Below are 21,643 nucleotides of genomic sequence, written 5' to 3' on the forward strand. Positions count from 1 at the left end.
CGTTCGACTTATTCGAACGATCCTGTCTTGACGAGCTGTGTGAAGGCGGAGCGGCTGAACGACTGCTGCTGTTCGACTTGTTTTTCGAAGAAGGACGGTTTGAGTTCGGCGTTCGCCACGCCTTCGGAAATCAACGAATCGAGCACTTGCTTGGTCGGGTCTTGTTTCGGCATCAGCATGAGCCCTTCCGCGACGAATGTGTGGTGGTCGCTGAGCGACCGTTCGCTCGTGAACGTCAGCGCGAGTGCGGCCGGGCGGTTCGCCGGTGACGTGATGACGGCTTCGGCAAGGAGTAGGATTCGCTTATTCAAATAGTGATGAAGCGTGACGGCAAATTCGGTCGGAACGAGCATCTCGAGGAGCCATTCGTTGTCATGCTCTTTCGAGATAATCAACCCATCGAGCAGTTCGACGGGGAGGTTCAACTCGTTGCCATACTCGTCTTGGACGAGGCGAACTTGGACTAGGCGGAACGTTTTCATCGTATCGATCCCTTCCACATTTTCTTTAATCCATCTTAACATAGTCTGGTTCGAAGATTGTGTTACGATAGCGGGGAAGCGACGTAAAAAATAGAGGACAAGGAGGCATCAAGATGAGTTGGGTTGTTGGCATAATCGGGTATATCGCGATTCTAGCAATCGGTTATTATGGTGTCCTTTTCTTCAAAGTAAAGCAGGAGCGGAGTCGGGCCGGATATCGAATCTTTCTCTTGCTCGCGGGATTATTTTTCGTGAGCGGGAGTGATTATATCATCGCGTTGTTCCAAGGGGATACGGAAGCGACGTTTTGGCAACGGACCGTTTACTTCATATTGATTTTGATCTCTCTTTCAATCGCACTTTACTTTCGGAGAAAAGAAGATAAAATCCATGCGAATGAGATGACGACGGCATAAAACAAGAGGCTACGGAAAAAAATCCGCAGCCTCTTGTTTTTATTTCGGAACCCGTGTTTGACGAATCATTTCGAGTTTCAAGTCCCAGAGCGGTTTACTGAAGGTGACCGAATACACTTCCGGCAAGCGGAGGCGTTTGTACTCTTCCCACAGACCGTTCATCTGCTCGTGATGATACGTGCGGATTTCTTTCGCGTTCGGTAACTCATATACGCGTTCGCCGTCTTGGAAAATCGGGACAAGCAAACGTTTGACGCTAAAGTTACGTGTCTTGATGCGGAACGCGGGGTCGCGCACGTCAATCAAGTCGATTTCGTTATACGTCTCAACCGGCTCGTCAGCTAGGGCGATATAATCCCCTTTGAATTTCCCGGTCTCGTTATCGATGATGCGATACAATTCTTTCTTGTGCGGTGTCGTCGTCTTCACTTTCGAAGACGAGACTTTGATGACCGGCTTCAGCTGCCCGTCGGCGCCTTCTCGAGCGACGAGCTTGTACACCATGCCGAGGGCAGGTTGCTCATAGGCCGTGATGCCGCGTGTCCCGACGAGGAACGTATCGGCTTCAGCTCCTTGCATCCGCAAGTCTTGAATGACGTACTCATCGAGGTCGCCCGAGACGACGATTTTGACGTAATCGAGTCCGGCCGCGTTCAATGCTTTTCGGGCCCGTTTCGACAAGTAGGCCAAGTCACCCGAGTCGAGTCGGACCGACTTCAAGCGGTAGCCTTTCGCTTCAAGTTCTTTGGCGACCGTGATCGCGTTCGGGAGACCTGACTTGAGCGTATCGTACGTGTCGATCAACAGGCTCGTATTGTCCGGGTACATCGAGGCGAACGAGCGGAATGCCTCGAGTTCGTCATCGTGGAACTGGATATCGGCGTGCTCCATCGTTCCGCCGGTCGGGACGTCAAAATCACGTCCGGCCGAAACCAAGCTCGTGACGTCGAAACCAGCGATATAGGCGGCCCGTGTTCCGTAGTAAGCGGCATCGACGCCTTGGGCGCGACGAGCACCGCCTTCGAGTAGTGTCTCGTTCGGCGCAGCTTGGCGGATGCGCGCGTATTTCGTCGCGATGAGTGACTCGTGGTTGGCGATGTTCAAGAGCGCCGTCTGGAACAGCTTCGCCTCAAAAATTGTCGATTCGATGCGGACGACTTGTTCGTTTGGGAAGATGACTTCTCCTTCGCGGACACTATAGAGCGAGCCCGTGAACTTGAAGTTACGGAGTACGTCCGCGAACTCGTCCTCGAAGTCGAGTTGCTGTTTCAAGTAGCGGATATCTTCTTCCGTGAATGAGACGTTCTCTAAATAATGCACGATATTTTGGAGGCCGGCGAAGACGACGTACCCTCCGCTGAACGGGTTTGAGCGATAGTATAGGTCAAACACGACTCGTTCGTTGTGACGGCCTTGTTTCCAATAGATATACATCCAACGTGGGAGGTATAAGTCTGTGTGAAGTGCTAGGTTGCGATGTAACATAATCGATCCTTTCTGTTTTACGTCACTTCCCGGTCACCGTTGCTCCGAGGGTCGTGACAAAATGTTCGAGCGCCCAAGCGTGTCCGACTGGGTTGAAGCTTTGGACGGCATCGGCATGGACGACGATTGTATAGCCGAGGTTGTAAGCGTCGACAGCGGTATGAAGCACACAAATGTCTGTGCACACACCGACGAGATGAATCTCTGTGATGGCCCGTTCGCGCAAGCGCAAGTCGAGGTCTGTGCCGGCAAAGGCGCTATAGCGTGTCTTATCGATCCAATGATCGGCCCGGCTCGCCGCGGTTTTGACGGCACCGTATAATTCACGGCCCTCTGTACCGCGAATATTGTGGGGCGGGAAGAGCGTCGTCTCAGGATGATACGTATCACCGGCGTCATGCACGTCGTTCGCGACGACAACATAATCCTCGTCCGCAAACTCCTCGATCAACTGGACAATTCGTTCTTCTATGTCTTGCCCTGGTTTTCCACAAGTCAAACGACCCGCATCTGCGATAAAATCAAACGTGTAATCGATCACGATCAATGCGCGCATGGGGAGCTCTCCTCTCTCATGTAAAGAATAGTTGGCTATCCTTCTTATTCTAAATCATTTTGCGTGATGCGAAAAAGATTATTTTTGATCGGGGTCGGGTACTAGGTGTAAGAAGAACCGTTTGCGAAAGGGGAATCAGCACATGCTGCTGTCATCAACCGAACTGTCAGAGCAACTATCCCGCTTAAATGGCTGGGATGTTGTTGAAGGGGAATTACAAAAGACGTATCGGCTCGAGACGTTTCCAGAGGCGATTCAGTTCGTCCATCTCGTCGCTGATTTGGCGGAGGAGCTCAATCATCATCCGAACATCTTGATTGAGTATCGGAACGTCACATTGACCGTGTCCACGCATGACGAAGGTGGAATCACGGAGAAAGACATCATGCTCGCGAAAGGGTGTGAGGGGCTTGTCTAAACTGTTCATGACGTTTGCCTCAGGAACTGTCGCTGAACGATTGCGTCAACAACCCGGTATCCTTGTCGCCAACGGGACCGAGACGATTTTGCTCGCAGAAGGCGATAAGTCTCCCTTCCAAAGCGGGAAGACGTTTCAAATCGAAGAAGCGGAAGGACAATTCGCCTCGAGAGGGAATATTGTCTATGCGAACATTCCGGTCGATTCGAACGCCCGGTCGCTCTTGTTCCATCGCTTGTTGAAAGACAAATCACGTCTTGGGTCTGGCCATAGCGGTTTTGCCGCCTATCGGCTCGGTGTCGACCCGGACGATCACCACGGGATTATCTTCATCCAATTCACCGAGGGCGGAAATCGTTTCCGTGATTCGACCGACTATGTCTTGTTCCAAGAATGGCTGAAAGAAGCCGTCGAACAAAAAGGAGCCGGTCCAATCATAAAACACTATGTCGTCGATGAAGCGGATGACCTATAATAAACATAACGTCATGTTAGGGGAGGATTTTTTATGAACAAGAACTACTTCTGGATGGGAATGGCCGCAGGTGCCGTCATCGGAGCCGGGGCATCGCTTCTCCACAGAGAGACGCGCGAACAACAAGTCAGACAGCTCAAACATATGAAATCACGACTCAAGTCGAAGGATGCGTCAACACAAAGCCATTCGGTCGGCCTTCAAGCCTCATCGAAAGGGAGCTTGAAAGATCGCGTCATGGATTTGAAGGCGCTCTACGAAGAAAACCAAGACACGATTCAAAATCTCGTCGAAGATGTGAAAGACTTGGTCGACGCGCTCCAAGATGCTCGTCACAAAAATCAAATTTAATCAATCTATCACGGTCTGGCGCTCTTGCGCCGGGCCGTTTTTTTATGGTCTGGCAAACACTTCTCTGTTCAACTTGTATAAAAATACAATTGACAGTATAAATATACGTATGTTTTAATCGATTTATTCTTTTAAGGGGGTTCGACAGATGATCACTTGTGGAATCGTCGGCGTCACGGGGTACGCCGGGATGGAGCTGTTGAAGCTCATCGGGAAACATCCCGAGTTCACGCTCGTCCGGGCGATGAGCGATTCGAGCGCCGGATTGACGCTCGCGCAACTGTATCCGTGGTTAGAGATTGAAGATTTGACGCTCGAGCCGTTCCAGGTGGGCGCATTGAACGACATCGACGTTATCTTTTTAGCGACGCCGAGCGGGGTGTCGGCGCAATATGTGGCGCAGTTGACGGAGTATGAAGGAGTCGTCATCGATTTGAGCGGAGACTTACGTCTGCCGGAATCGAGCTACGAGACGTGGTACGGCAAACCGGCCGTGCCGGTATCACTTCAAGCGCAGGCCGTGTACGGATTGACGGAATGGAATCGAGACGCTGTAAGGTCGGCCGACTGGATTGCCAATCCCGGGTGTTACGCCACGGCGGTCGCCCTTGGTTTGCTCCCGTTCGTGAACGGAGGATGGATCGACCCGAACGAAATCATCGTCTCGGCCTGCTCTGGCATCACGGGTGCTGGGAAAGGGCTCAGTGCCAAGACGCACCATGCCCGCTCCAACGAAAACGTGCAACTTTATAAAATTCATACGCATCAACACATCCCGGAGATTGAACAGACGCTTTATGCAGTGAGTGGGAGGCAAGCGACCGTGTCGCTCTCGACTCATCTGTTGCCCATCAATCGAGGCATTATGGCGACGATGAGCGTTGTCCCGACAATCGAGCAGAGCGAAGCGGATTGGGTGAACGTATTGCGACAGGCATACGCGAACGAACCGTTCATCCGGGTGCAACAAGGCGAACCGGAGATTCGGACGGCCGTCGGGTCGAACTACTGTGACTTGTGGGTGTATCTCGACCAACGAACGAATCGATTGACCATCATCTCGGTCATCGACAATATGCAAAAAGGTGCGGCCGGACAAGCGATTCAAAACGCCAACGTCCGCTTTGGATTAAACGAGACAGCCGGGTTGAATGAACAGCCCCAATACATATGAGGAGGTAGAAACGAATGATTGAAACAGCAATCAGCCCTGTCGTCCACGTCGTCACGCCGAAAGGGTTTCAAGCGTGCGGGGTTCACGTCGGACTGAAGCGGAAGCGTAAGGATTTGGCTCTGCTCGTCTGCGAACAGTTGGCCAGTGCCGCCGCGGTCTATACGACGAACCAGTTTCAAGCGGCCCCGATTCAAGTGACAAAAGAGACGCTACAAGCGTCGAACGGAAAGATTCGTGCCGTCTTGATCAACAGCGGGAACGCCAACGCCTGCACCGGTCCGCAAGGGCTCGAGGACGCGTATACGATGCGCGATAAGGCGGCCGAACATATCGGGGTCAAGCCGGAAGAAGTAGCGATCGCCTCGACAGGTGTCATCGGTCAACTGTTGCCGATGGAGACGCTCTTGACCGGGATCGATTTGCTTGAACCGATCCATGAGGAGACGGGGGCGGAGTCGTTCGCGGAAGCGATTTTGACGACCGATACGGGAACGAAATGCACGGGCATCGAGTACACCGAAGGCGATGCCGCCGTGACGATTGCGGGCGTGGCCAAAGGCTCAGGGATGATTCATCCGAACATGGCGACGATGCTCGGCTTCATCACGACCGATGCCGTCATCGCACCCGACGTCTTGCAACGGGCGCTGAAACAGAGCGTGGACGCCTCGTTTAACAGCATCACCGTCGACGGGGATAGCTCGACGAACGATATGGTGCTCGCTTTGGCGAGCGGACTGACCGAAATGGATGAAATCATCGAAGGGACACCGGCCTATGACCGCTTCCTTCAAGCGTTGACGGACGTATGCACGAATCTCGCCAAAGCGATTGCCCGTGACGGGGAAGGGGCGACGAAATTGATTGAGGTCGAGGTTGTCGGGGCGAAAACGGACGCAGCGGCTCGGATGATTGCGAAACAAGTCGTCGGCTCGTCGCTCGTGAAGACGGCCGTCTATGGACAAGATGCGAACTGGGGACGCATCATCGCCGCCATCGGTGCCACCGAGCAACCGATTGACGTGAACCACGTCGACATCCGCATCGGGTCACAGCATGTGCTGATGGAAAGTGCGCCGGTCTGGTTCGATGAAACGCTCGCGACAGAAGAGATGGGCCAAGACATCGTGCCGATCCAAATCCGGTTGCAAGACGGCACCGGACAAGGTCAGGCGTATGGCTGCGATTTGACTTACGACTACGTCAAAATCAACGCGAGTTATCGGACATGAAACAACGGAAAATCGTCAAACTCGGCGGAAGCGTTTGGGACACGCTTCATCCGGACTATTTCAAAGAATGGCAGGCGTGGCTCGAGGCGGGGCATGAACTTGTGATCGTTCATGGGGGTGGACCTGCGTTGTCCGCTTATTGCGAGCACCAACAAATCGAACCGGTGTTTCAAGACGGACGTCGTGTCACGACAGCGGACGTGTTGACCGGTGCCGAGCGTGTGCTCGCGGGGGAGATGCAGACCGAAATCGTCGCTGCCCTCGGACGTCATCATATTCAAGCGGTCGGTCTCTCGGGTGTGGACGGACAGACGCTGACAGGAAAGCAGTTGGTGGAACTCGGGGAGGTCGGCGAAGTCGACCGGGTCGAGACAGACTTGTTCGAGCTGTTGCTCGCGGGTCGCTACGTGCCCGTCGTGACATCATTATTACACGGTACGGAAGGCACGTTGAACTGTAATGGGGACGATTGTGCGATCGCAGTCGCGGTCGCTCTGCAGGCCGACTGCTTCGAAATGATCACCGACGTACCAGGTATCCGGATTGATGGGACGTTCCGTCAAACGCTGACACGTGAGGACATCCAGACGGCCATCGCCACAGGGGATATCTATGGGGGGATGATCCCGAAAACCGAGGCGCTGTTGGCTGCTCTAACAGGAGGGATTGATATCGCCGTCATCCGTGACGGCAAGGACCCGGTTCATCCCGGGACAACACTACAGGAGGTGCACCATGCATTCACTACTACCGACCTACGGACAACGACATATTGAGATTGAGCAGGCGAATGGATCGTATGTGACCGACACCACGGGGAAACGGTACCTCGATTTCGTCATGGGCATCGCCGTCTGCGGGACGGGCCATCGTCATCCGCACGTAAGCCAAATGCTAGAGGCGCAGCTTCAAAAAGTGTGGCACACGTCGAACCTTTACAACATCAACGGACAAGCCCGCGTCGCCGAGGTGCTCGTCTCCGGGACTCATTTGACGCATGCGTTCTTCTGTAACAGCGGGACCGAGGCGAACGAAGGGGCGTTCAAATTGATTCGGAAATGGACGAACAAGACGAAAGTCGTGACGTTCACGAAATCGTTCCACGGTCGCTCGTTCGCCATGCTCGGGGCGACGGGGCAAGACAAGGTCAAAGCCGGATTCGGCCCGATGGTGGCTGATTTTGTACACGCACCGTTCAACGACATGGACGCACTCGACATGATCGATGCCGAGACGGCTGCGGTCTGGCTCGAAATCGTCCAAGGCGAGGGTGGTGTCGTCGTCGCTGACACGGCATGGCTCGAAGCGCTTCAAGCGAAAGCGACGGAGCACGGGGTCAAAATCGTCGTCGATGAGGTGCAGACCGGGATTGCCCGCACAGGTACCCGCTTCGCGTTCGAACAGACACCGCTTAAACCGGACGTCGTCACGCTCGCGAAAGGGCTCGGCAGCGGTTTCCCTGTCGGAGCGATTTTGACAGCAGCAGGTGCGGAGCACGTCTTCACGGCTGGCAGTCACGGTTCGACGTTCGGCGGCAATCCGCTCGCGATGGCAGCGGCGGAAGCGACGCTCGACATTTTGTTCGAGGCGGACGCACTCGCCCACGTCAATGCGATGGGGGCACGATTACGAGCGGGCTTGGAACAATTTGTCGACGGAGAGACGTTCATCGAGGTCCGTGGACTCGGCTTGATGCTCGGGCTCGTCGCGACGCAACCGGTCGCGCCATGGATCGAACAGTTGCGAGACGCGGGCCTCCTGGTCGTTGCGGCAGGTCCGGACGTGATTCGCATCTTACCGTCTTTGCTGCTTACGGAAGCCGAAGTGGATGAGGCGCTCGCAATCATTGGACAGGTGATTACAAAGGAGATGGTGTCATGACGGGGACAGTGACGTTACAAAGCGGTGAACAGTTCAACGGGACGTGGGAGACGAGTGCGTGCTTGGCGAAAGGAGAGGTCGTCTTCTTCACAGGGATGACCGGTTATCAAGAAGTGTTGACCGATCCGTCGTACGCCGGTCAAATCGTCGCGTTCACATATCCGCTCATCGGGCAATATGGGTTGACCGACGCAGCATCGGAAAGTGCGGACATTCAAGTGGCGGGCGTGCTCGTCCAGACGTTAGCCGGAAACGGGGCGGCGACCGACTTGAAGGATTGGCTGGAGCAGTCCGGTGTGCCGGTACTGTCTGACGTCGACACGCGCTCGCTCGTCCATGCGCTCCGTGAACACGGCGATCAGTGGGGTGTGATGACGTCTGAATCAGATGTGTCGTTCGATGGGGACCTACATCAGATTACGGAGACCGTTTCGACGCCAAGTCATGTGCGTCACGGCGACGGGGCGAACGGACACATCGTCTGTCTTGATTTCGGCGTGAAGGCGTCGATGGTTCAAGCGATGGTGGAGCGAGGGTACGCGGTAACGGTCGTTCCGTTCGATACGACGGCCGCCCAAGTCCACGCGCTCGCACCGACCGGGATTCTCGTGTCGAACGGTCCGGGAGACCCACGTGATTTGGTCGACTACCTCGACGATGTGCGTGACGTGGCACTGTCGTATCCGACACTCGGCATTTGTATGGGCCATCAACTGCTCGCGCTCGCCTTCGGGTGTGAGATTGAAAAACAGGCTTACGGACACCGCGGATCCAATCATCCGGTCCGGAACGTCCAGACGGGTGAAGTGTGGATGACGTCGCAAAATCATGGGTACGTCGTCACACGGGACAGTTTGGAAGCGACGCCGCTCGAACTGCTATTTGAGAACGTGAACGATTTGTCGGTCGAAGGGACGTTGCACCGGACGGCCCCGATTCTAACGGCTCAGTTCCATCCAGAGGCCAGTCCGGGACCGAAGGAAGCACAAGCCATCTTTGATCGCTTCGACGAAATGATTCAACAAGGGGTGAACGTCTATGCATAAAAAAGTACTCGTCATCGGCTCGGGTCCGATTATCATCGGACAGGCGGCCGAGTTTGACTATTCGGGCACACAGGCGTGCCAAGCGCTCCGGGAAGCAGGTTGTGAGGTCGTACTCTTTAACTCGAACCCGGCCACGATCATGACCGATCCCGGTTTGGCCGACCACACGTACATCGAGGCGATGACGTTAGAGAAGGCCGAATTGATTATCGAGACAGAACGTCCGACCTACTTGCTCGCCACGGTCGGCGGGCAGACCGCCCTCAACTTGGCGCTCGCCTTGGACGAGGCCGGCGTGCTCGAACGATACGGTATCGCCCTCCTTGGGACGTCACTCGAGACGATTCGCGACGGGGAGGACCGCGAACGGTTCAAACAGAAGATGAACGAGCTCGGGGAACCGCTCCCAGTCAGCACGACGATTGAATCGATCGATGGACTTGATCGCTTTATCGCCGAGACAGGCGTCCCGCTCATCGTCCGTCCGGCGTTCACGCTCGGCGGCACCGGCGGCGGGATTGCGGAGACGATTGATGCCGCCTACACGCTCGCGAAACGTGGTCTCGAGGCGAGTCCAATCTCGCAGTGTTTGATTGAGCAGAGCATTGCCGGCTATAAAGAGTTCGAATATGAGGTCATGCGTGACGCCAACGGGACGTGCATCATCGTCTGCAATATGGAAAACATCGACCCGGTCGGCGTCCATACGGGCGATTCGGTTGTGTTCGCCCCGGCCCAGACGTTATCGGATGTCATGCATCAGACGTTACGGAGCGCCGCGTTCCGAATCGTCTCGGCCCTCGGTGTCGTCGGCGGGTGTAACATCCAGTTCGCCGTCCATCCGACGGAAGACGCCTATTACGTGATTGAAGTGAACCCGCGCGTGTCGCGTAGCTCGGCGCTCGCCTCGAAAGCGACCGGGTATCCGATCGCGAAGATCGCCACCCGTCTCGCACTTGGGGAACGACTCGACGATTGCATCAATCCCGTCACGAACGGGACGATGGCGAGCTTCGAACCGGCCCTCGATTATGTGACGGCGAAAGTGCCGACGTTCCCGTTCGATTTGTTCAATGGGAGGGACCGGACGCTCGGACCGCAGATGAAAGCGACCGGGGAGAGCATGGCGATGGGCAAAACACTTGAGGAAGCGCTACAGAAAGCGTGGCGTGGTGCCGGTGTCGAGCAGAGTCTGCTCTATCCGAGTTGGATGGCGACAGCTGATCCTGACGCGCTATACGCTGAAATTTCGGCTCCGACTGATCGTCGTCTCCTGGCGTGCCTCGCACTACTCGATCGGGGAATCGCCACGGCGTCACAGCTTGAAGCGCTGACGGGTATCGCCCCGCACTTCATGATGACGTTCAATCGACTCGTGTCGACAATCCATCTGGACCTGTCCACGAAAGCGAACATGTTGCAGGCGAAACGGTTCGGTTTCACCGACGCCCAGATTGCGCAGCAGATGAACGTCACGGCCGACGCAGTCGCAGCGATGCGGCTCGAACACGACATCCATCCGGTCTATCAGATGATTGATACGTGTGCCGCCGAGTTCGAGAGCCGCACACCGTACTTTTACGGGTCGTGGCACGGGACGTCTGAAGTCGTACCGAGCGAGCGTCCGAAAGTCGCCATCATCGGGTCTGGACCGATTCGCATCGGACAAGGCATCGAGTTCGATTACAGTTCGGTGCATGCCGTCTGGGCGCTTCAAAAACTCGGGGTCGAGACGATCATGATCAACAATAACCCGGAGACGGTGTCGACCGATTTCACGGTCGCTGACAAACTGTACGTCGAACCGTTGACGATTGAAGATGTTGTGCACGTATTGGAGGCAGAAGGCTGTCAGGACGTCCTCATCCAGTTCGGCGGCCAGACCGGCATTTCACTCGCCCATGCACTAGAAGCCAAAGGCTATCACTTGCTCGGGGCGACGGCAGACGTCATCGATCAAATGGAGGACCGGGATCGGTTCTATCAATTCCTCGACGAGATCGGGGTGGCCCACATCCCTGGCGAAGAGGTCGGATCGGTTGACGACTTGACGTCCGCGATCGATCGTCTCGGCTATCCATGTGTCGTCCGTCCTTCCTACGTCATCGGTGGAAAAGGCATGTATATCATCCGGACCGCAGCGGATTTGCACCAAGTCGAATCACACTTGACCTATCCGCTCCTCGTCGATGCGTATGTCGATGGACGTGAACTCGAAGTCGACTGTGTCACTGACGGGAAAACCGTCTACATTCCGGCCTTGCTCGAACAGATTGAGGCAGCCGGTGTCCATTCGGGCGATTCGACGATGATTCTGCCGCCGGTCAAAACGTCAAGCGCGCAACAAGCCGAGATTGAAGCCATCGTTCAAACGATTGGTCAAGCGCTCGCATATAAGGGTGCGCTCAATATCCAATTCGTGTTGAAAGACGACGTCATCTACGTGCTCGAAATCAATCCGCGTGCATCTCGGACGGTCCCGATCGTCAGTAAAGTGACCGGGGAACCACTCATCGAATGGGCGACGCTCGCGGCGTTCGGCCATGAGTTGGCAACCGTCGTCCCAGAGGCACGTCCGGTATGGAGCGGCTATGCCATCAAGACACCGGTGTTCTCGAGTTTGAAATTGCCGGGCGTCGACCCGCTCACCGGACCCGTCATGCGCTCGACTGGAGAGACACTCCAATTCAGCATGACCCCTTACGTCTCCGAACGCTTCTGTTACGATGCGACGACGGCGCGCGTCATGAATCGGACTGAGACCGTAGCCGGCCAAGGCTGGTCATCATATAGTGATCAAGCGCTCGATGAGACGACCGAGTTCCAAAACGTGTCGGTCCTATTTTCAAACGCACCAGAAGAACAAGCGGCACGTGAGACGGCCGTCCGCAACGGCGTCCACGTCATCTCGGAGACACATCTTGCCGAGTACTATCAACAAGCGATGCAAGCGGAACCGATGCCGGTCCGTTCACTTCAAACGATGCAGACAGGAGAGGGACTACCATTATGACGACGAAAACAATCAATCATCTACTGACACTCGAGGAACTGACTCCGTCCGCACTCGACGACTTGCTTGGACTCGCGGCCAAGGTCAAACGACAGCCGGAAGCGTTCCAGTCGGCGCTCGCCGGCAAGAAAGTGGCGCTCTTGTTCGAGAAGGCCTCGACCCGGACCCGGATGTCGTTCGAGGTCGGTGTCGTCGAACTCGGCGGTTATCCGCTGTTCTTGAGCAGCAGTGATTTACAAATCGGGCGTGGGGAACCGCTGATGGATACGATTCAAGTCATGAGCCGTTATGTCGATGCGCTCATGATTCGGACGTATGCCCACGCGACGGTCGAGACGCTCGCTTCGGCAGGTTCGATTCCAATCATCAACGGATTGACCGATTCCCATCACCCATGCCAAGTACTCGCCGACTTGTTGACGGTCGAGGAAGTGTTCGGCACGAGAACAGGTAAGACGTTGACGTACATCGGCGACGGGAACAATATGGCCCACTCGCTCATGATCGGGGGCGCGCTCAGCGGGATGCACATCCGCATCGCCTCGCCGGAAGCATATACGGTCGAGACCGAGATTTTCGAACGGGCGAACGAACTCGCGGCGACTACTGGAGGCAGCGTTACGTTGTGGCAAGACCCGGTCGCTGCGGCAGCGGGTGCGGACGTCATTTACACGGATGTGTTCGCGAGCATGGGGCAAGAAGCGGAAGCGGCGGAACGGTTGACGCAGTTTGCGACGTTCCAAGTCGATGCTTCGCTCATGCAGCAAGCGAAGTCAGATGCGATTTTCCTGCACTGTCTCCCGGCCCATCGCGGCGAAGAAGTGACGGCCGACGTCATCGACGGTCCGCAATCGGTCGTGTTCGATCAAGCTGAGAATCGATTGCACGCGCAAAAGGCGCTCATGCTCACCTTGCTCGGCTAAACGAAAAGAGAGGATTCGCCGCTCGGGCGAATCCTCTCTTTTTACTGTCATAAAAAGCGGGCGAACAGGCCGAATACGGCCAATCCGACAATCACGTAGAAAATCCATTTGCCTTCACCCGTATGAATGATGGGCGGGGAATACTTGCGTGGCTTGTACTTCCCGTAACGGAGCGGGCGCGAATACGGCACCGTGAACCGGGAGAGCGGGATCGCGAGCAAGAACCCGGCCAGAAAACCATACACATGTCCCCAAAGTGACACGTTCGCACCGATGAGCGTGAACACGGCGCTGATGGCGACGAAGATATAGACGAGTCGAGCGTCCTGGCTGTAGATGAGCGTCCGGCGGAACCGACCGATGTACACATAAAAACCGAGAATCGCTAAAATCGCACCGGAAGCACCGGCTTGCAGGTAGAACAGTTCACTCACCGTGAAGAACGTGAGCAAGTTGGCAAGCACACCGGCCACGATATAGAACACGGCGAACTTGATGTGACCGACCATGCGTTCCATGGCAGGTCCGAAGATAATCAAAGCGAACGAGTTGAACAGCAAATGACCGAGCCCTAAATGGATGAAGTTGGCCGTCAAGAGACGGTACCATTCCCCTTGGGCGAGTGCGAGATGGAATGACCCGCCGAGTGCGACGATCCGGAGGTCGGGGACCAAAGAATCGATGACAAACACGAGCAGTTGGATTACAATGAACAGCGTTACGAGCGGATACGCCCGGACGAACGTTTGAACATTCTCAGTACGACTAAACATAGCATCACCTCTTTCCTTAATTGTATAAGGAAACGAGTGAAAAAGGAAAGGAGCGAGTGTCCTGTGATTGTGGGGATCGGAATCGATATCGTCGAGCTCGAGCGGATTGCTCGCTCGCTCAAAAATGACCGTTTCGTCGCACGTCTGTTGACCACAGCCGAGCGGGCGCTTGCGGACGCCTATCCAGAACAACGGCGCATCGAATTCGTCGCTGGACGATTTGCGGCGAAAGAAGCGTATGCCAAAGCGGTCGGGACCGGGATTGCCCGGGGCCTGTCGTGGCAACAAATCGAAATTTTACCGGATGAGACCGGACGGCCGCATATGACGGCGCCGTACTCAGGCCGGATTCATATGAGTATCAGCCACAGCGAGCAATATGCCGTGGCACAAGTCATCATTGAAGAGGGGGATCACGATGTTTCGTCCAAGTTGGATTGAAATCGATCGGGCGGCGATCAAACATAACGTAATCGAAATCAAAAAACGGATCCCGCAAGCGCTCATGGCCGTCGTCAAAGCGAACGCTTACGGGCATGGTGCCGTCGAAGTGGCAAAGATTGCGCTTGATAACGGAGCGACGATGCTCGGTGTGGCCTTACTCGAGGAGGCAATCCAGCTCCGAGAGGCCGGGATTAAAGCGCCGATTCTCGTCATGGAGGCCCAGTTCCCAGAATATGCGGGCGTCGCCGCCGAACACGATGTGACGTTGTCAGTCTTTTCGGCCGACTGGTTGCGTGAGGCGCGCACGCATCTATCTGACCGTCCGCTCACCGTTCATGTGAAAGTCGACACGGGGATGGGTCGTCTCGGTTTGCGGACCCGCGCCGAACTTGATGCCCTTTTAGAAGCGGCAGATGACCGTTTTATCGTCGAAGGGATCTATACGCACTTTGCGACGGCGGATGAGCCGGACAGTGAGCTTTACTATGAGCAGCAGGAGCGATTTGGTCAGTTGATAGATGGACTCCACTCGCGATTCCGCTACATTCATACGTCAAACTCGGCCGGGGCGATCCGCATGGCTGGACAAGACGTGCCGTACAACGTGGTGCGGGTCGGAATTGCGATTTATGGGCTCTACCCGTCAGCTGAGATGGCTTCCTTCTATTCATTTTTACGACCGGCCTTCACGTTGAAGAGCAAGCTCATGCAAGTGAAGCAACTCGAAGCTGGACAGACGATCAGCTACGGGGCGACGTATACGACGACTGAAGATGAGTGGATCGGTACCGTGCCGGTCGGATATGCCGACGGCTGGATCCGTAAAGCGAGCGGCTTCGAAGTAGACGTCAATGGAGAGCGCTGTCCCATTATCGGTCGTGTCTGCATGGATCGCTTCATGGTGAGACTTCCTAAAGAGCTGCCGGTCGGGACTGTGGTCACGCTCATCGGCGGACCAGTCGCGATTGACGAACTGGCCACGCATCTCGAGACGATCAACTATGAGGTCGTCTGCCAATTAACGAATCGCCTCCCGCGACGTTATGTGTAAAGCGGAAAACGTGTGAAATTATCTGAATTCTTTCGGGAATTCTCTATATTTTCCCAAACTCGCGTGTTATATTGGTAAAGAACGCGGGAATATTTCCGCCAGTCATTGAAACGATTCTGGAGGTGTAAGATGTTGAAACAGCGAACTGCGGGTGCTTTAGCGTCCGTTCCAGATCGGTTCTCGCAGCATGGGGGTCCGATTTCGATGAAAGACCGTGAATCATTGTCATTGAACGATGTAGTGACGTACTTGTCCAAAGAAATTGCTGATCGACAACAAACACTGCGCGAAGAATTGGCGAGAGGCTATCAAGAGATGGCCGCGTTTAATTTGAATATGGCAGAAGAGATGCTGATGATTGAGACGGAAGCCGAACATGCTCTCTTACGTCAAGTAAGCGGGGTGTGAGCGGAGTGATCGTAAAGCGTGGTGACGTGTTTTATGCGAATCTGTCGCCCGTAGTCGGTTCAGAGCAAGGTGGAGTTCGTCCGGTTCTCGTCATTCAAAACGATATCGGCAATCGCTTTAGCCCGACCGTCATTGTCGCTGCGATTACGGCTCAGATCCAGAAAGCAAAACTGCCGACTCATGTAGAGGTATATCAAGTCAAACATGGTCTCGAACGAGATTCCGTGATTTTACTTGAACAGATTCGAACGATTGATAAGCGTCGTCTGACGGATAAAGTCACTCATCTTGATGATGAGACGATGCACAAAGTTGACCGAGCGCTAGAGATTAGTCTGGGATTAATCCCTCTCTAGCTTACATATAAAGAAACCGATACATGGGTATCGGTTTTTTTTCAAAAAAATCTTTGAAAAATAGTTTAGAATTCTGTAAAACGGGAATTTAGTTTAATCGTACTCAATTTTTCTGTACGCACATTAGGAGGGAATATACGATGGATTTAGCGATTCGCGAGCAAGTCATTGGAGAACAATTACACCTTTACGTATCCGGAGAAGTGGATACATATACCGCACCAAAATTGAAGGAAGTCTTGCACCCGGCAATCACGGACCAAGACGTCACCGTTCATTTGGATGAAGTGGACTATATGGATTCAACTGGTCTCGGCGTATTTGTCGGTGCCCTTAAAATAGCCAAACGTAATGAGAAAGAGTTGTCGCTCGTCGGCGTCACCGACCGCGTCAATCGTCTCTTTGAATTGACAGGACTGCACAAGTTGCTTTCGATCAATACAAACGTAAGAGGTGGCACGCAATGAGTAACATCGAACAGACGGTGATGACGTTCCCGGCCAAACCGGAGTATGTCGGTGTGGTCCGTTTAGTCGTCTCAGGAATCGCTAACCGTATGGGATATACGTACGACGAGATCGAAGATATTAAAATCGCGGTCTCGGAAGCCTGTGGCAATGCTGTTCAACATGCTTATGAAGACCAAGAAGGTGAAGTGAAACTCACGTGTGGAGTCCATCAAGATCGTCTCGAGATGACGATCGAGGACTCGGGCAAAACATTTGCCGACGACGTGAAACGCCAAGCGGCGCCAGTCGAAGAGACGGCTGAAATTGAATCGCTTCACGAAGGAGGACTCGGTCTTTTCCTCATTGAAGCCTTAATGGATGACGTCTCGATCAACAAGGACAATGGTGTCAAGGTGACGATGACGAAACTCCTTAACAGGGACGAGGTGGATCAGAGTGCCAGCAAAATCTCAACAACGCCATCACAGTGATGATGAAGTATTAGAGTGGATTGAGCGTTATCAACAGGACGATCAAAATGAAGAAGTCCAGATGCTCCTCATTAACCGATACTCGGACCTCGTTGAGGCACTTGCACGAAAGTTTTCACGCGGCCGGGCTATCCACGATGACCTCGTTCAAGTCGGGATGATCGGACTTCTCGCTGCCCTTCGTCGTTTCGACCCTGAGTTCGGACGCAGTTTCGAATCGTTTGCCGTTCCGACGATTATCGGTGAAATCAAGCGTTTCATCCGTGACAAGACGTGGAGCGTCCACGTTCCGCGCCGGATTAAAGAGCTTGGACCGAAAATCAAGAAGACGGTCGAGGAATTGACGACCGAGTTGCAACGTTCACCGCGCATCGATGAGATTGCCGATCACCTCGGCGTTTCCGATGAAGAGATTCTCGAGACGCTCGAGATGGGCAAGAGCTACCAAGCCCTTTCCGTCGACAGCTCAATCGAAGCGGACAACGAAGGTTCGACCGTCACGCTCCTCGACCTTGTCGGAAGCCAAGAACGTGGCTACGAATCGGTCGACCAGCGCCTCATCCTTGAAAAAGCGTTCAGTGTGCTGAACGAACGGGAACAGGCGATTTTAGAATGTGCTTATTATAAAAACATGAGCCAAAAAGAGACGGGTGAACTCCTCGGGATTTCGCAGATGCACGTATCGCGCTTGCAGCGACGCGCGCTTGAGAAGTTACGTGAGGCCATCAAAGTCCCGCTCAACGAAGTATTCTCAAACGATGACTAAATGGTCATCGTTTTTTTGTCGTCTAGGCGTGAGTTTGCTACACTTCTAGAGAGAAGAGAAAAGGAAGTGATTCGATTGATTACGAAAGTCGCAAAAGAGTTGAAGTTGAAGACGAGTCAAGTCGAGACGGTGCAACAACTTGCCGCGGACGGAGCGACGATTCCGTTCATGGCCCGGTACCGTAAAGAAATGACCGGTAATCTCGATGAAGTCGAAATCAAAGCGATTCTCGACGCCTTACAATATGAAGAGAGTTTGCACAAGCGTAAGACGGACGTCCTCGCCAAACTTGAAGAACTCGAGAAGGCGACGCCGGAATTGACACGGGCGCTTGAAGCGGCGACGAGCCTGCAACAAGTCGATGACATTTATCTCCCTTATCGTCCGAAGCGACGGACGAAAGCCGAACAAGGGCGGGAGAAAGGACTACAAGCCCTCGCTGACTGGTATCGTCAACCGACACCCTATTCGCTGAAAGAAGCACAGTCGTTAGCGGGGGACCTCTCGCTTGAAGAAGCACTTCCGTTCGTCCAATCGATTATCGGGGAGGAGTGGGGCGAAGTGGCGACGCTTCGACAATCACTTCGAACACGAGTCCGGAAAGAGGCGCTCCTTCGTTCGCAGAAGAAAAAACAAGCGGAAGACGAGAAAGAAGTATTCGCCCAGTATTATGAATATGAAGAAAAAATCGCAGGAATCGTCCCGCACCGGATTCTCGCTTTGAACCGGGGAGAGCGCACGGACGTGTTGCAAGTGAAGGTTGTCTTCGACGAAGCCGGCTTCATGCGACAAGCGCTCGGCAAGTTTGACCGTTTGCCGACAGAGAAACGCGAACTCGTCACGCTCGCCGTGAAGGACGCGTTCAAGAAGTCGGTATTTCCGGCCATCGAACGTGAGATTCGTAGCGAATTGACCGAGACGGCCGAAGAACAGGCGATCGACGTGTTCTCGAAAAACTTGAAGCAACTCTACATGCAACCGCCGCTTCGTGAGGTCGTCGTCCTAGGGATTGACCCGGCCTATCGCACAGGTTGTAAATGGGCCGTCGTCAATGAAATCGGGAAAGTCGAAGAAGTCGGTGTCTTCTATCCGACGGCACCGAAACACGATGTCGCGGGATCGGAAAAAGTGCTATCGTCGCTCGTGAAACGTTATCCGATTTCGGTCATCGTCATCGGGAATGGGACCGCATCCCGTGAAACGGAGCAATTCGTATCGAGCTGGCTGAAGAAAGCTGAACGCGAGATTGCTTACGCCATCGTCAATGAGGCGGGGGCGAGTGTCTATTCGGCGTCAGAGATTGCACGGTCTGAGTTCCCGGAATTGAAAGTAGAAGAACGCTCGGCTGTCTCGATCGCCCGACGTATCCAAGACGCGATGGCCGAACTCGTTAAAGTCGACCCGCAATCGGTGGGGGTTGGACAGTATCAACACGACGTCAGTCAAAACAAACTGAAGGGGTCGCTCGAGTTTGTCGTCGAGAGTGTCGTCAACATGGTCGGTGTGGATGTGAACCGAGCCTCGGAATCGCTGCTCACATATGTATCTGGATTGAACAAGACGACGGCTAAAAATATTGTCGCGTATCGGGATGAGTTCGGGCGCTTTGATACGCGGAAAGAAATCAAGAAAGTGCCTCGTCTTGGAGCGAAGGCGTATGAGCAAGCAGCCGGCTTTTTACGGATCACGAACGGAAGCGATGTACTCGATCAAACGGAGATTCATCCGGAGAGCTATAAGTTGACGCTCTCTCTATTGAAGGAACTCGGTGTTTCGAAGCAAGCGGTCGGTACGGCTGAACTGCGAGATCGATTGAAGACGGTTGACGCCAAAGTGCTGAGTGAGAAGCTAGATGCCGGATTGCCGACGGTTGAAGATATCTTGAAGTCGCTCGCGAAACCAGGACGTGATCCACGCGAAGACATTCAGAAGCCGTTACTTCGGACAGACGTTATGAACTTGGAAGATCTCCAGGTCGGTATGGAGTTCCAAGGAACAGTGCGAAACGTGATCGACTTCGGGGCGTTCATCGATATCGGGGTGAAGCAAGACGGACTCGTCCACATTTCGAAGTTGTCGAATCGCTACGTTAAGCATCCGCTCGACGTTGTCGCGGTCGGTGACATTGTCACGGTATGGATCGAACAAGTTGACGCCAATCGTGGGCGAATCAGTCTCACGATGCTTGAGCCACGCAGTTAAATAAGAGAGAACTAGCATCGAGCGAAATGTTTTTCATTTTGCTCGATTTTTTTACGAAAAAGTGTTGACGGTCTTTTCTGCCCGTGCTATCTTATAGAAGTCGCCGAGAGACGGCATGGAATATTAAAGCTTTTCTAAAAAAGTGATTGACAGGTTTCTGGTTTGCGGTTACAATTTAAATCGTTACTTCGATAAATTCAAGCAACGTTCCGCAATAGCTCAGTGGTAGAGCAACCGGCTGTTAACCGGTAGGTCGTAGGTTCAAATCCTACTTGCGGAGCCATTTTATTTTGGAGACGTACCCAAGAGGCTATAAGGGGCTCCCCTGCTAAGGGAGTAGGCTGGGAAACCGGTGCGAGGGTTCGAATCCCTCCGTCTCCGCCACTTATTTTTAGAAAACACATACATCTGGCCCGTTGGTCAAGCGGTTAAGACACCGCCCTTTCACGGCGGTAACACGGGTTCGAATCCCGTACGGGTCACCATCATACGGAGGATTAGCTCAGCTGGGAGAGCACCTGCCTTACAAGCAGGGGGTCGGCGGTTCGATCCCGTCATCCTCCACCATTTCAAATTTAAGCACGTATAACGGTCTTGTGGTGTAGGGGTTAACATGCCTGCCTGTCACGCAGGAGATCGCGGGTTCAAATCCCGTCAAGACCGCCATTTACGTTGGGCCGTAGCCAAGTGGTAAGGCATCGGATTTTGATTCCGACATGCGAAGGTTCGATCCCTTCCGGCCCAGCTTATATTTGAGTCATTAGCTCAGTTGGTAGAGCATCTGACTTTTAATCAGAGGGTCGCAGGTTCGAGCCCTGCATGACTCACCATTTTTTATCCCTCGCAACACCTTAATACGCTGCGGTCGTGGCGGAATCGGTAGACGCGCTAGGTTGAGGGCCTAGTGGTGGTTAACACCGTGGAGGTTCAAGTCCTCTCGACCGCACCAATATGCACCCTTAGCTCAGCTGGATAGAGCGTTAGACTACGAATCTAAAGGCCGGGAGTTCGAATCTCTCAGGGTGCACCATTTTTATTATGGGCCTATAGCTCAGCCGGTTAGAGCGCACGCCTGATAAGCGTGAGGTCGGTGGTTCGAGTCCACTTAGGCCCACCATTTTAACTGACGAACTTTGAAAACTGAACGATGAGGCAAAAATAAGTTTTACAATTTTTGAATGAAGCGCAAGCTTCGTCATTTTTAAAGAGCTATATCAAATTCTTTGGAGAGTTTGATCCTGGCTCAGGACG

At 53.9% G+C, this 21,643-nt stretch carries 23 protein-coding genes and 10 tRNA genes; 29 read left to right on the forward strand and 4 right to left on the reverse strand.

Features of this window, described 5'->3' with window-relative positions; translation table 11 throughout:
- Nucleotides 1-8 precede the first annotated feature (8 nt).
- Nucleotides 9-482 carry a YwpF family protein gene (locus KNP78_RS06875; protein ID WP_021068164.1) on the reverse strand — a complete coding sequence of 158 codons (474 nt, stop codon included), beginning with the start codon at nt 480-482 and terminating at the stop codon, nt 9-11.
- 113 nt (nt 483-595) lie between these two features.
- Here KNP78_RS06875 and KNP78_RS06880 point away from each other — a divergent pair, with 113 nt between their 5' ends.
- Nucleotides 596-898 carry a hypothetical protein gene (locus KNP78_RS06880; RefSeq protein ID WP_021068165.1) on the forward strand — a complete coding sequence of 101 codons (303 nt, stop codon included), beginning with the start codon at nt 596-598 and terminating at the stop codon, nt 896-898.
- Nucleotides 899-937: 39 nt separating this feature from the next.
- Here KNP78_RS06880 and KNP78_RS06885 read toward each other — a convergent pair whose 3' ends face one another.
- Nucleotides 938-2,383, reverse strand: a complete 1,446-nt coding sequence (locus KNP78_RS06885; protein WP_214823495.1) for a nicotinate phosphoribosyltransferase — start codon at nt 2,381-2,383, stop codon at nt 938-940.
- A gap of 22 nt (nt 2,384-2,405) precedes the next feature.
- Nucleotides 2,406-2,939, reverse strand: a complete 534-nt coding sequence (locus KNP78_RS06890; protein ID WP_214823496.1) for a cysteine hydrolase family protein — start codon at nt 2,937-2,939, stop codon at nt 2,406-2,408.
- A 142-nt stretch (nt 2,940-3,081) separates the two neighbouring features.
- On the opposite strand from KNP78_RS06890, the gene KNP78_RS06895 reads away from it, so the two are divergent.
- The 10 genes from KNP78_RS06895 (at nt 3,082) to argF (ending at nt 13,452) form a co-directional block, all read left to right on the forward strand.
- On the forward strand, nt 3,082-3,357 hold the full coding sequence (locus KNP78_RS06895) for a 4a-hydroxytetrahydrobiopterin dehydratase (RefSeq protein ID WP_034780860.1): 276 nt from the start codon (nt 3,082-3,084) through the stop codon (nt 3,355-3,357).
- Entirely contained in the window at nt 3,350-3,832 is a 483-nt protein-coding gene (locus KNP78_RS06900) for a hypothetical protein (protein WP_251128479.1), read from the forward strand. Before KNP78_RS06895 ends, KNP78_RS06900 begins: the two co-directional genes overlap by 8 nt.
- A 33-nt stretch (nt 3,833-3,865) precedes the next feature.
- Nucleotides 3,866-4,183 carry a hypothetical protein gene (locus KNP78_RS06905; protein WP_214709349.1) on the forward strand — a complete coding sequence of 106 codons (318 nt, stop codon included), beginning with the start codon at nt 3,866-3,868 and terminating at the stop codon, nt 4,181-4,183.
- A 148-nt stretch (nt 4,184-4,331) separates the two neighbouring features.
- A complete protein-coding gene (argC, locus tag KNP78_RS06910; RefSeq protein WP_214823497.1) occupies nt 4,332-5,357 on the forward strand; it encodes an N-acetyl-gamma-glutamyl-phosphate reductase in 1,026 nt (341 codons plus the stop codon).
- 14 nt (nt 5,358-5,371) lie between these two features.
- Complete coding sequence (gene argJ, locus KNP78_RS06915; RefSeq protein WP_214823498.1) at nt 5,372-6,589, forward strand: bifunctional glutamate N-acetyltransferase/amino-acid acetyltransferase ArgJ; 1,218 nt, start codon at nt 5,372-5,374, stop codon at nt 6,587-6,589.
- The gene (argB, locus tag KNP78_RS06920) at nt 6,586-7,365 is read left to right on the forward strand and encodes an acetylglutamate kinase (RefSeq protein WP_214823499.1); all 780 of its coding nucleotides are present in this window, start codon (nt 6,586-6,588) and stop codon (nt 7,363-7,365) included. Before argJ ends, argB begins: the two co-directional genes overlap by 4 nt.
- The gene (locus KNP78_RS06925) at nt 7,325-8,470 is read left to right on the forward strand and encodes an aspartate aminotransferase family protein (protein ID WP_214823500.1); all 1,146 of its coding nucleotides are present in this window, start codon (nt 7,325-7,327) and stop codon (nt 8,468-8,470) included. Before argB ends, KNP78_RS06925 begins: the two co-directional genes overlap by 41 nt.
- Entirely contained in the window at nt 8,467-9,516 is a 1,050-nt protein-coding gene (locus tag KNP78_RS06930) for a carbamoyl phosphate synthase small subunit (protein WP_214823501.1), read from the forward strand. Before KNP78_RS06925 ends, KNP78_RS06930 begins: the two co-directional genes overlap by 4 nt.
- On the forward strand, nt 9,509-12,529 hold the full coding sequence (gene carB, locus KNP78_RS06935; RefSeq protein WP_214823502.1) for a carbamoyl-phosphate synthase (glutamine-hydrolyzing) large subunit: 3,021 nt from the start codon (nt 9,509-9,511) through the stop codon (nt 12,527-12,529). The genes KNP78_RS06930 and carB overlap by 8 nt, the downstream gene beginning before the upstream one ends.
- A complete protein-coding gene (gene argF, locus KNP78_RS06940; RefSeq protein WP_214823503.1) occupies nt 12,526-13,452 on the forward strand; it encodes an ornithine carbamoyltransferase in 927 nt (308 codons plus the stop codon). The genes carB and argF overlap by 4 nt, the downstream gene beginning before the upstream one ends.
- Before the next feature lie 47 nt (nt 13,453-13,499).
- Here the strand turns inward: argF and KNP78_RS06945 are convergent, their stop codons facing one another.
- Nucleotides 13,500-14,225, reverse strand: coding sequence for a rhomboid family intramembrane serine protease (locus KNP78_RS06945; protein ID WP_214823504.1), 726 nt, complete (start codon nt 14,223-14,225; stop codon nt 13,500-13,502).
- A gap of 63 nt (nt 14,226-14,288) precedes the next feature.
- Between KNP78_RS06945 and acpS the strand changes: the two genes are divergently transcribed.
- The 18 genes from acpS (at nt 14,289) to KNP78_RS07035 (ending at nt 21,509) form a co-directional block, all read left to right on the forward strand.
- A complete protein-coding gene (gene acpS / locus KNP78_RS06950) occupies nt 14,289-14,666 on the forward strand; it encodes a holo-ACP synthase (protein WP_034780870.1) in 378 nt (125 codons plus the stop codon).
- On the forward strand, nt 14,644-15,720 hold the full coding sequence (gene alr, locus KNP78_RS06955; protein ID WP_214756369.1) for an alanine racemase: 1,077 nt from the start codon (nt 14,644-14,646) through the stop codon (nt 15,718-15,720). The genes acpS and alr overlap by 23 nt, the downstream gene beginning before the upstream one ends.
- A gap of 129 nt (nt 15,721-15,849) precedes the next feature.
- Nucleotides 15,850-16,128, forward strand: coding sequence for a hypothetical protein (locus KNP78_RS06960; RefSeq protein ID WP_034780874.1), 279 nt, complete (start codon nt 15,850-15,852; stop codon nt 16,126-16,128).
- Nucleotides 16,129-16,133: 5 nt separating this feature from the next.
- A complete protein-coding gene (locus KNP78_RS06965; RefSeq protein ID WP_029596222.1) occupies nt 16,134-16,484 on the forward strand; it encodes a type II toxin-antitoxin system PemK/MazF family toxin in 351 nt (116 codons plus the stop codon).
- Nucleotides 16,485-16,624: 140 nt separating this feature from the next.
- Nucleotides 16,625-16,951 carry an STAS domain-containing protein gene (locus KNP78_RS06970; RefSeq protein WP_128123185.1) on the forward strand — a complete coding sequence of 109 codons (327 nt, stop codon included), beginning with the start codon at nt 16,625-16,627 and terminating at the stop codon, nt 16,949-16,951.
- Nucleotides 16,948-17,424, forward strand: coding sequence for an anti-sigma B factor RsbW (rsbW, locus tag KNP78_RS06975; protein ID WP_021068184.1), 477 nt, complete (start codon nt 16,948-16,950; stop codon nt 17,422-17,424). The genes KNP78_RS06970 and rsbW overlap by 4 nt, the downstream gene beginning before the upstream one ends.
- Nucleotides 17,390-18,190 carry an RNA polymerase sigma factor SigB gene (sigB, locus tag KNP78_RS06980; protein WP_021068185.1) on the forward strand — a complete coding sequence of 267 codons (801 nt, stop codon included), beginning with the start codon at nt 17,390-17,392 and terminating at the stop codon, nt 18,188-18,190. The genes rsbW and sigB overlap by 35 nt, the downstream gene beginning before the upstream one ends.
- A 66-nt stretch (nt 18,191-18,256) precedes the next feature.
- Nucleotides 18,257-20,392 carry a Tex family protein gene (locus tag KNP78_RS06985; protein ID WP_084592966.1) on the forward strand — a complete coding sequence of 712 codons (2,136 nt, stop codon included), beginning with the start codon at nt 18,257-18,259 and terminating at the stop codon, nt 20,390-20,392.
- Nucleotides 20,393-20,600: 208 nt separating this feature from the next.
- A tRNA-Asn gene (locus KNP78_RS06990) sits at nt 20,601-20,675 on the forward strand.
- Between the two features lie 9 nt (nt 20,676-20,684).
- Nucleotides 20,685-20,776: transfer RNA gene (locus tag KNP78_RS06995), tRNA-Ser, on the forward strand.
- Between the two features lie 26 nt (nt 20,777-20,802).
- Nucleotides 20,803-20,877: transfer RNA gene (locus tag KNP78_RS07000), tRNA-Glu, on the forward strand.
- Between the two features lie 6 nt (nt 20,878-20,883).
- A tRNA-Val gene (locus KNP78_RS07005) sits at nt 20,884-20,959 on the forward strand.
- Between the two features lie 23 nt (nt 20,960-20,982).
- Nucleotides 20,983-21,058 (forward strand) — tRNA-Asp (locus KNP78_RS07010).
- Between the two features lie 7 nt (nt 21,059-21,065).
- Nucleotides 21,066-21,137, forward strand: a tRNA-Gln gene (locus KNP78_RS07015).
- A 9-nt stretch (nt 21,138-21,146) separates the two neighbouring features.
- Nucleotides 21,147-21,222, forward strand: a tRNA-Lys gene (locus KNP78_RS07020).
- Nucleotides 21,223-21,253: 31 nt separating this feature from the next.
- A tRNA-Leu gene (locus KNP78_RS07025) sits at nt 21,254-21,341 on the forward strand.
- A gap of 4 nt (nt 21,342-21,345) precedes the next feature.
- Nucleotides 21,346-21,422: transfer RNA gene (locus KNP78_RS07030), tRNA-Arg, on the forward strand.
- 10 nt (nt 21,423-21,432) lie between these two features.
- Nucleotides 21,433-21,509 (forward strand) — tRNA-Ile (locus KNP78_RS07035).
- Nucleotides 21,510-21,643 lie beyond the last annotated feature (134 nt).

Origin of the sequence: Exiguobacterium sp. s28 (assembly GCF_018618135.1) — a bacterium.
GTDB classification, from domain to species: Bacteria; Bacillota; Bacilli; order Exiguobacteriales; family Exiguobacteriaceae; genus Exiguobacterium; species Exiguobacterium mexicanum_A.